Genomic DNA, 1,305 nt, shown 5'->3' on the forward strand with positions numbered 1-1,305 from the left:
TTGCGGACTTTCTATCTGTGATTTATTTGCTAATTTTAGTGCTTAAACCACGCAACTAATCTTATACAAACACGTTAGCATCCATTAAAATCTTAATAAATATTTGGTTTTCAGCAATTTAATCTCTATTTTTATTTCAACAAAATTCCAACACTCTACTTTTTTGTTCTAATAAACTTCCTACTCTAGAGTCCTTCTAGAAACTATTTTAACTGCGTTGAAGCGGCGAATAAGAATTAATAATAGCAAAATCAATTTTTATTAACTTAAACCAATTAATTATGAAAAATCGAATTTTAATTCTGATGCTGTCAGTCGCTACTTTGTATGCCTGTAGTAGTGATTCACTAATCACAGATGAAGCTGATTTAACCGAACAAACGTTAGAGTTACAGAGAAGTTCTATAGAAAAGGCTGTCACTCGTCCCTTTAAAATTAACGCAGAAGGTGATTTTAATTTATTTCCAGGTGATGGTGTAACTTGCCCAGCTGTAGTTCTAAATGCTCTTGGCGAAGGAACAGCAACACATCTAGGACTCAGTACGATGTTAGAGGAATGGTGTTTTAATGGAGAAGGAAATGACTTAGGAACAAGAACACTCACACTTACAGCCGCGAATGGTGATGTATTGCATGGCACTCACAGTTATATTCTGTGGACTTCTCCAACCTCATTTGAAGAGGTATTGGTCTTCGATGGCGGAACTGGACGGTTTGAAAACGCCACTGGAGAATTTAATGAATCCGTAGTGGTTATATTTGACACCGAGTTTGGCGGAACATTTACTTTGAGTGGTAAAGGAACATTAACATATTAAATAATACTTATACATTTAAAAATCATTCTAAGCACTAGTTGCTTGGAATGATTTTTTTTGAATTTCAATGCCTCCTTTACTTATAAAGTTTGGAATCGATTGAATAATACATTTTTAATAGAAGTAAAAGAATGCATAAAATTTTAATTTTTTTACTTGTTACCATAATTTGTTACAAAACCTTTTGGTAAAATGTGCTCAGATTAAATTAACACTCCAAAAAATAAATTGAACAACAGAAATTAGGTGAAGCAATTAAATATAACGTATGCTAACACCGTGTATAATTAATTGCTTTGGCAAGTGCTCATCTGGAAAATTCCTTCGGAATTTTCTCGCGTTCGTTTTTGTTTACTAAATTAGTTGCTCAAACACGCAACTAACCATACACAAAACCGTTAGGCATAATTATGACCCGTCCTGAATAAAGGCTACATAATTTAACACAATTATGTATAAAAATGACAAAGTAATTAGACGTTACAGC

General features: G+C 33.0%; 1 protein-coding gene. It reads left to right on the forward strand.

Features of this window, described 5'->3' with window-relative positions; all coding sequences use genetic code 11:
- The first annotated feature begins 305 nt into the window (after positions 1 to 305).
- Positions 306 to 818 (forward strand): hypothetical protein, encoded by a 513-nt coding sequence (locus Q0739_RS14830; protein WP_298239517.1) that lies wholly within the window; start codon positions 306 to 308, stop codon positions 816 to 818.
- Positions 819 to 1,305: the final 487 nt, after the last annotated feature.

The organism is uncultured Algibacter sp. (assembly GCF_947487605.1).
In the GTDB taxonomy this organism is placed as follows: Bacteria; Bacteroidota; Bacteroidia; order Flavobacteriales; family Flavobacteriaceae; genus Algibacter_D.

What these genes read in the sequence shown, in the direction of transcription:
- Q0739_RS14830 (WP_298239517.1), top strand. Translation starts at nt 306, where the DNA reads ATGCTGTCAGTCGCTACTTTGTATGCCTGTAGTAGTGATTCACTAATC.